The following is a 7,436-nucleotide window of genomic DNA, read 5'->3' on the forward strand; positions in this document are numbered from 1 at the left end:
CGCCACGGACATCTTCCCCCTCGCCCGCTGGTTAGACTCGCTGGCATGTCTGGCCAGTCGCTGCTCGTACCAGGGGAGCTGTCCCCCACCCGCCCGGTCCCCGGAAACATCCGCCGCCCCGAGTACGTCGGCAAGCCCGCGCCGACGCCCTACACCGGGCCCGAGGTGCAGACGCCCGAGACCGTCGAGGCGATGCGGATCGCCGGGCGTATCGCCGCGCGGGCGATGGAGGAGGCCGCGAAGCTCATCGCGCCGGGCGTGACCACCGACCAGCTGGACAAGGTCGCCCACGAGTACATGTGCGACCACGGCGCCTACCCGTCGACGCTCGGCTACCGGGGTTTCCCCAAGTCGCTGTGCACCAGCGTCAACGAGGTCATCTGCCACGGCATCCCGGACTCGACGGTGCTCAGGGACGGCGACATCGTCAACCTGGACGTGACGGCGTACATCGGCGGGGTGCACGGCGACAACAACGCGACCTACCTGGTCGGTGACGTGGACGAGGAGTCGCGGCTGCTGGTCGAGCGGACCCGGGAGTCCCTCGACCGGGCGATCAAGGCCGTGAAGCCCGGCCGGCAGATCAACATCATCGGCCGGGTCATCGAGTCGTACGCCAAGCGCTTCGGGTACGGCGTGGTCCGTGACTTCACCGGTCACGGCATCAACTCGTCGTTCCACTCCGGCCTGATCATCCCGCACTACGACAGCCCGCACGCCACCACGGTCATGCGGCCCGGCATGACCTTCACGATCGAGCCGATGCTGACCCTGGGCACGCACGAGTACGACATGTGGGACGACGGCTGGACCGTGGTGACCAAGGACCGCAGGCGGACGGCCCAGTTCGAGCACACGCTGGTGGTGACCGAGACGGGTGCGGACATCCTGACGCTACCTTAGGGCTCCGCGGCGAGCGATCAGGGCGGGCCCATGTACGCGGTGCGAGAGAGTGCGGTATGAGAGATCGATCCTTGAGAGCGAAGTGGTTCCCGAGTACCGTCGGCGGCCAGTTCGGCCTGGTCACACTGATCGTTCTGATCGTCTTCGGGGGAATCTGGGCGGGGGTCTCCTTCTTTCTCCAGGAGATCTTCGGAGACGGCTGGTTCGCGGTCTGAACCGCGACAGCGAGGGGGGCGCCGCTCTTCACGGAGGGCGCCCCCCTCGCCCTGTCAGTGCAGTATGCCGTTCAGGGCGTCCTGCAGTACCCCGGCGTACGCGGTGGTGCCGAGCTCATTGGGATGTACCGAGCCGCGACTGCCGGCGGGTCGCTCACCGCTCCGGCTCGCGCTCCAGGTACACCCGGCCGCCCACCTCGACCCACCCGTGCGGCTGCGGGGCGGTGAGGAGCTGGGAGCCCGAACCCTGGGTGATGTTGAGGGCGCGGCCCAGTCGCTCCGTGAGCAGCAGTGCCGCCGCGCCCGTCGCCTCGTCCTCCTCGATGCCGTCGTCCCGGCCGGGGAAGGCGCGGGCGCGGATGCGGCCGGCGGACTCGTCCTCCCAGGCCCAGGCGTAAATCCATTCGCCGGGTGACGGCACGGGCAGCGCCTCGACCTCGGCGGCGGTGGCGTACTGGCGCAGGGTGCGCGCCGGCGCCCACTCCGGGCGGGCCTCGATCCAGCTGAACTCGCCGTCCAGGCGGGCGCCGACGACTCCGGCCGGGGTGACGAGTTCGGGTACGTCGAGCAGCCAGGCGGTGCCGACGCAGGGGTGACCGGCGAAGGGCAGGCGCAGGGTGGGCGTGTAGATGTCGATGACCCCGCGCTCGGGGTCGTCGACGAACACCGTCTCGCTGAAGCCGAGCTTCGCCGCGAACGCCTGGCGGTCGTCCGGGTCGGGAACCCGCCGTCCGTCGCGGACGACGCCCAGCTCGTTGCCGTATCCGCCGTTGGCCGCGCAGAAGACGCGCAGCACGTCGTAGTCAGTCACCAGGGAATTGAAACATCACCCGGGAGGCGAGGGCGTCCCACGCGGGGGCGCCGCCGGGGAGGGGCTCGGTGCCGGTGGGGACCAGGCCGTAGGGCAGTGCGGCGATCGTCTCGGCGTGGGCGCGTTCCAGGGTGGCGCGCTGCCGGTCGACGCCGGGGCCGGGCGGCCGGGCGGCGAGCCGTTCCATGCGGTGCTCGTGGACCTCGGTGATCTCTTGGGCGGCCCGCTGCCGCGAGCCGTCGTCGGGGGCGCGGCTCAGCTCCAAGCAGTGCGGGGTGCGTCCTTCCGCGAGCGCGGCCACCGCCCGGTCGTGGCCGTCGAGGAGGAGCCAGCCGTCGAGGAAGGACACCCACCACAGCAGGAACGGCGCGACCGTGCCCTCGCGGACGTGCTTGCGGTACGCCTTGACCCGCCCGGCGTCCGGCGGCGAGAGCGGGCGCAGCGGTACGACGCCCTGCCGGCCGCAGCAGGACAGCTCCAGGCGGTCGGCCAGCCGGCCGCGCAGGAGGTCCTCGGTCCAGACACCGGGCGGGAACCCGGTGCGCAGGGCCGGCTCCCAGCGCCCGTCGCGCAGCGGTGTCCCGTCCGCCTGGTCGAGCCATCGCGCGTACTGGTGGGGCCAGTTGACGGACGAGCGCTGGGTCTGCGCGCGCAGTGGCGGCAGCGGTGAGCGGTAGCCGTCGAGGTGGTGCAGATGCAGGTCGGGGCAGCAGCCCTCGCCCACCGTCCGGCCGAGCAGCAGCGGTCGCTCCCCCTGCCGCAGCAGGAGCCGACGGCCGTCCGCGCTCTCGAAGCGGAGCGGGGGCGGCCCGGGCCGGTCCCGTATGTCCAGCACCAGCCGGCTCCGGCCCAGCGGCTCCCTGTGCGCGTTTCCCATACCGCCCACCCTCCCGCCACTTTGCCAGCGCTTTGCCGTTCCATGGCGTCTACTTTGAGCCGTCGATATCAAGCCGTGTCTGTGATCTTTCCGTGCAAGCTGAATCACGGACCGGATGGGTAGTACTGAGGTAAGCCTCAGGTAGGTTAGGCATGCCTCACCACCTCGTTTCGCTTGGAGCCCGCATGCGAGCCGCCCAGCTCACCGTCACCGCCGCCGCGACCGCGGCCGCTCTGGCCGCCCTCTCGGCCTGCACGGCGAAGAGCGACGCCAAGGGCGGTGACGCCATCCAGGTGACCGCCGCCGACTCCAGGTGCGACACCTCCGCCAAGTCGGTCCCGGCCGGCCAGGTCACGCTGCGGATCGAGAACAAGGGCAGCAAGGCCACCGAGGTCGAGATCGTCGTCCCGGACGGCCGGATCATCTCCGAGAAGGAGAACGTCGGCCCCGGCACCAAGTACACGCTGACCGCCGAGGTGAAGGCGGGTTCGTACGAGATCGCCTGCCGCCCGGGCATGAAGGGCCACGGCGTGCGGCAGAAGCTCACCGTCACCGGCGGCTCGACCGCCGCCAAGCGGAACCCGCAGCTGGACAAGGCGGTCGCCGACTACCGCGCCTACGTCCAGGACCAGGCCGACCGGACGCTGCCGCTGGTCGGGACGTTCGTGAAGGCGGTCAAGGACGGCGACCTGGAGGCCGCGAAGAAGGCCTACGCCCCCTCCCGGCTCGGCTGGGAGCGCACCGAGCCGGTCGCGGAGTCCTTCGGCGACATCGACCCCAAGGTCGACATCCGCGAGGACGGCCTGGAGTCCGGCCAGAAGTGGACAGGCTGGCACCGCCTGGAGAAGGCCCTCTGGAAGGACAAGAAGATCGGCGCCGAGGAGAAGGCCCTCGCCGACCGGCTGGTGACCGACCTGAAGGACTGGCAGGAGCGGGTCGGCAAGGCCGAGATCACCCCGACCTCCATGGCCAACGGCGCCAAGGAGCTGCTGGACGAGGTCGCCACCGGCAAGGTGACCGGCGAGGAGGAGGCCTACTCGCACACCGACCTCGTCGACTTCAAGGGCAACGTCGAGGGCGCCCAGAAGGCGTACGAGCTGCTCAAGCCGGTCGCGCGGAAGAACGACCCGGCGCTCACCAAGGAGCTGGACAAGCAGTTCACCGCGCTGAACGCCCTGCTGGACAAGTACCGCTCGAGCAGGACGTCGTATGACTTCGTCTCCTACGACAAGGTCACCGACGACCAGCAGAAGGAACTGTCGGACGCGGTGAACGCCCTCGCGGAACCCCTGTCCAAGCTCGCCGCGGCCGTTGTGAAGTAGGGGGACGACAACAGTGACGGACACCCAGGCAACCAGCCCCTCCCGCCGCGCCCTGATCGGCTGGGGCGGCGCCGGCCTCGCGCTCGGGGCCGCCGCGGCCGGCGGTGCGGTGGCGATGTCGAGGACCGGCGACGACGTGGACCCGGCCGCGGCCGAGACGGGCGCGGCGGTCGACTTCCACGGCGCCCACCAGGCGGGCATCGCCACACCGGTGCAGGACCGGCTGCACTTCGCCGCGTTCGACGTCAAGACCGACGACCGCGACGAGTTCGTGCAGATGCTGAAGGACTGGACGGCCGCCGCGCGCCGGATGACCGCCGGGAAGGCGGTCGGCGAGGGCGCGTACGGCGGGCTCGCCGAGGCGCCGCCGGACGACACCGGTGAGGCGCTGGGCCTGAAGCCCTCGCGGCTGACCCTGACGATCGGGTTCGGGCCGTCGCTGTTCGAGAAGTTCGGGCTGAAGGACAGGCGGCCGGCGGCGCTGGTCGACCTGCCCGCCTTCCCCGGCGACAACCTCGAGAAGTCCCGCACCGGCGGAGACCTGTGCATCCAGGCCTGCGCGGACGATCCGCAGGTCGCCGTGCACGCGATCCGCAACCTGGCCCGGATCGGGTTCGGCAAGGTCGCCATCCGCTGGTCCCAGCTGGGCTTCGGCAAGACCTCCTCGACCACGCCGGACGCCCAGACGCCCCGCAACCTCATGGGGTTCAAGGACGGCACCCGCAACATCGCGGGATCGGAGAGCGATCGCCTGAAGAAGTTCGTGTGGGTCGGCGACGGCGACGGCCCGGGGTGGATGACCGGCGGCTCGTACCTGGTCGCCCGGCGGATCCGGATGAACATCGAGACCTGGGACCGGACCTCGCTGCAGGAGCAGGAGGACGTCTTCGGCCGCGACAAGGGCGAGGGCGCCCCGGTCGGCAAGGCGAAGGAGCACGACGAGCCGTTCCTGAAGGCGATGAAACCGGACGCGCACGTGCGCCTGGCGCACCCCGACTCCAACAACGGGATCACCATCCTGCGCCGGGGCTACTCCTTCACCGACGGCACCGACGGCCTCGGCCGCCTGGACGCGGGCCTGTTCTTCCTGGCCTACATGCGTGACGTGCGCAAGGGGTTCATCCCGCTGCAGCGCAAGCTGTCCGCGCACGACGCGCTCAACGAGTACATCCAGCACGTGGGTTCGGCCGTGTTCGCCGTCCCGCCGGGCGTCCGCGACAAGGACGACTGGTGGGGCCGGACTCTGCTGACCGAGGAGGCGTAGCCCGTGTTCTCCAACTACCTGATCGGTCTGCGCGAGGGCCTGGAAGCCAGCCTCGTCGTCTGCATCCTGATCGCCTACCTGGTCAAGACCGGCCGCCGGGACGCCCTGAAGCCGATCTGGATCGGCATCGGCACCGCGGTCGTCATCGCCATGGGCTTCGGCTGCGTCCTGGAGTTCGGCTCCCAGGAGCTGACGTTCAAGGCGCAGGAGGCGCTCGGCGGTTCCCTGTCCATCGTCGCGGTCGGCCTGGTCACCTGGATGGTGTTCTGGATGCGGCGCACCGCCCGGCACCTGAAGGCGGAACTGCACGGCAAACTGGACGCGGCCCTGGCGATGGGCACGGGCGCGCTGGTCGCGACGGCGTTCCTGGCCGTGGGCCGGGAGGGCCTGGAGACCGCCCTGTTCGTGTGGGCGTCGGTGCACGCGGCCTCCGACGGCACCCCGCGCCCGCTGATCGGCGTGGCGCTGGGCCTGGCGACGGCGGTGTTCCTCGGCTGGCTGTTCTACCGGGGCGCGCTGAAGATCAACCTCGCGAAGTTCTTCACCTGGACCGGCGGCATGCTGGTCGTGGTCGCGGCGGGCGTGCTCGCGTACGGTTTCCACGATCTGCAGGAGGCCGCCATCATCCCGGGCCTGACCGACCTGGCCTTCGACATCAGCGACGTCATCCCACCGGACAGCTGGTACGGCACCCTGCTCAAGGGCGTCCTCAACTTCCAGCCCGACCCGACCGTCGTACAGGTCACGGTGTGGCTGCTGTACCTGGTGCCGACGCTCGCGGTGTTCCTCGCCCCGTCGGACTTCCTCGCCCAGCTGCGCGGCAAGTCGCAGCCGGCACCGCCCGCGGCGCACGACAAGGCCTGAGTGCCGGACCGCCGCCCGGCCGGCGGCACCCGGCGTCCGAACGCCGTTCCCTCCCGGTAGGGTTCGCCTCCGGGAAGGGGAAGGTGAAGGGACCCGATGAGCAGGGATCGCAGCCCTCACGGGCTTCGCAGGCGTGACCGGAACACACTCATAGCGGCCTCGCTGACCGCTTTGTCGCTGACGGCGAGCGGATGCATGGTGGTGCACGGGGAGCGCGAGGTGCTGCCCGCCGCGACCCGCGCCGAGGCCGCCAAGGCACTGCGGCAGTTCACGGACGCGTACAACAAGGCCGACAAGGCGTACGACCGTTCCCTGGACGCCGACCACGTCACCGGCGCGTTCGGCGACATCGACGGGGCCCGGCTGAAGGCCGGGCAGATCAACAGCCCGGGCGGCAACCCGGCGCACACACCGCTGGAGCTGTCGGACGCGAAGTACACCATCGTCAAGAAGGCGGGCTGGCCGCGCTGGTTCGTCGCGGACACCGCCGCCAACAAGGGCGGTTCCGCCCGCTGGCTGTTCGTCTTCACCCGCGGCGACCTGGCCGAGCCGTGGCGGGCGGCGTACGTGACGCTGGTGGCCCCCGGCAGCGTGCCCGAGTTCAAGAAGGACGCGGACGGCTGGGGCGAGGCCGTCCCCGCGGCCTCGGCGTCACTGGCGGTCGAGCCGCAGGCGCTGAGCCAGGACTACGCGACGTACCTCAAGAGCGGCGGGAACACCTTCGCGGACGGCGCGCACACCAGCGGGTGGCGCGCGGACCGGGCGAAGAGCGCCAGGAAACCGGGTCTGGTCACGCAGTACATCGACGAACCGCTGACGCGCGGCGACTACGCGCCGCTGGCCCTGCGCACGGCGGACGGCGGGGCGCTGGTGTTCTTCACCACGCACCACTACGAGAAGGAGACCGCCGCCGCGGGCACCTCCGTGCCCTCCCGGGGCGCCGACGTCAAGGCCCTCACCAAGGGCGAGGTCAAGCAGTCCCTGACGCTGGAGTTCGTCTCCAACGAGGTCGCCCTGGATCCGCGACCGGGCGGCAAGGTGTCGCTGCTGGGCCGCATCCAGGGTCTGACGGGCGCTCAGGGCAGTTAGGGGTCCTTGCACTATGCCCGCCCGGGTCGCGCGGCCTGGCACCGCACCTCGCCGCGTTGCCGAAAAGCCCTGGTAGCTCCTCCCCCACTCT

General features: G+C 70.9%; 8 protein-coding genes. 6 read left to right on the forward strand and 2 right to left on the reverse strand.

Features of this window, described 5'->3' with window-relative positions:
- The first annotated feature begins 45 nt into the window (after nucleotides 1-45).
- Nucleotides 46-903: a type I methionyl aminopeptidase gene (map, locus tag ACWC21_RS29400; protein WP_450886079.1), complete on the forward strand. Its 858-nt coding sequence runs from the start codon at nucleotides 46-48 to the stop codon at nucleotides 901-903.
- A 56-nt stretch (nucleotides 904-959) separates the two neighbouring features.
- Entirely contained in the window at nucleotides 960-1,118 is a 159-nt protein-coding gene (locus ACWC21_RS29405; RefSeq protein ID WP_450886080.1) for a hypothetical protein, read from the forward strand.
- Between the two features lie 154 nt (nucleotides 1,119-1,272).
- Here the strand turns inward: ACWC21_RS29405 and ACWC21_RS29410 are convergent, their stop codons facing one another.
- Nucleotides 1,273-1,929 carry a PhzF family phenazine biosynthesis protein gene (locus ACWC21_RS29410; RefSeq protein WP_450886081.1) on the reverse strand — a complete coding sequence of 219 codons (657 nt, stop codon included), beginning with the start codon at nucleotides 1,927-1,929 and terminating at the stop codon, nucleotides 1,273-1,275.
- Nucleotides 1,922-2,806: a hypothetical protein gene (locus tag ACWC21_RS29415; protein WP_450886083.1), complete on the reverse strand. Its 885-nt coding sequence runs from the start codon at nucleotides 2,804-2,806 to the stop codon at nucleotides 1,922-1,924. Before ACWC21_RS29415 ends, ACWC21_RS29410 begins: the two co-directional genes overlap by 8 nt.
- Before the next feature lie 185 nt (nucleotides 2,807-2,991).
- Between ACWC21_RS29415 and efeO the strand changes: the two genes are divergently transcribed.
- From efeO to ACWC21_RS29435, 4 genes are all read left to right on the forward strand, one after another.
- Nucleotides 2,992-4,128 carry an iron uptake system protein EfeO gene (efeO, locus tag ACWC21_RS29420; RefSeq protein ID WP_450886085.1) on the forward strand — a complete coding sequence of 379 codons (1,137 nt, stop codon included), beginning with the start codon at nucleotides 2,992-2,994 and terminating at the stop codon, nucleotides 4,126-4,128.
- A gap of 13 nt (nucleotides 4,129-4,141) precedes the next feature.
- Nucleotides 4,142-5,392, forward strand: coding sequence for an iron uptake transporter deferrochelatase/peroxidase subunit (gene efeB / locus ACWC21_RS29425; RefSeq protein WP_450886087.1), 1,251 nt, complete (start codon nucleotides 4,142-4,144; stop codon nucleotides 5,390-5,392).
- 3 nt (nucleotides 5,393-5,395) lie between these two features.
- Complete coding sequence (efeU, locus tag ACWC21_RS29430; protein WP_450886088.1) at nucleotides 5,396-6,256, forward strand: iron uptake transporter permease EfeU; 861 nt, start codon at nucleotides 5,396-5,398, stop codon at nucleotides 6,254-6,256.
- A 96-nt stretch (nucleotides 6,257-6,352) separates the two neighbouring features.
- The gene (locus tag ACWC21_RS29435; RefSeq protein WP_450886089.1) at nucleotides 6,353-7,345 is read left to right on the forward strand and encodes a hypothetical protein; all 993 of its coding nucleotides are present in this window, start codon (nucleotides 6,353-6,355) and stop codon (nucleotides 7,343-7,345) included.
- Nucleotides 7,346-7,436: the final 91 nt, after the last annotated feature.

The sequence above is a fragment of the Streptomyces sp. NPDC001348 genome (assembly GCF_053597535.1).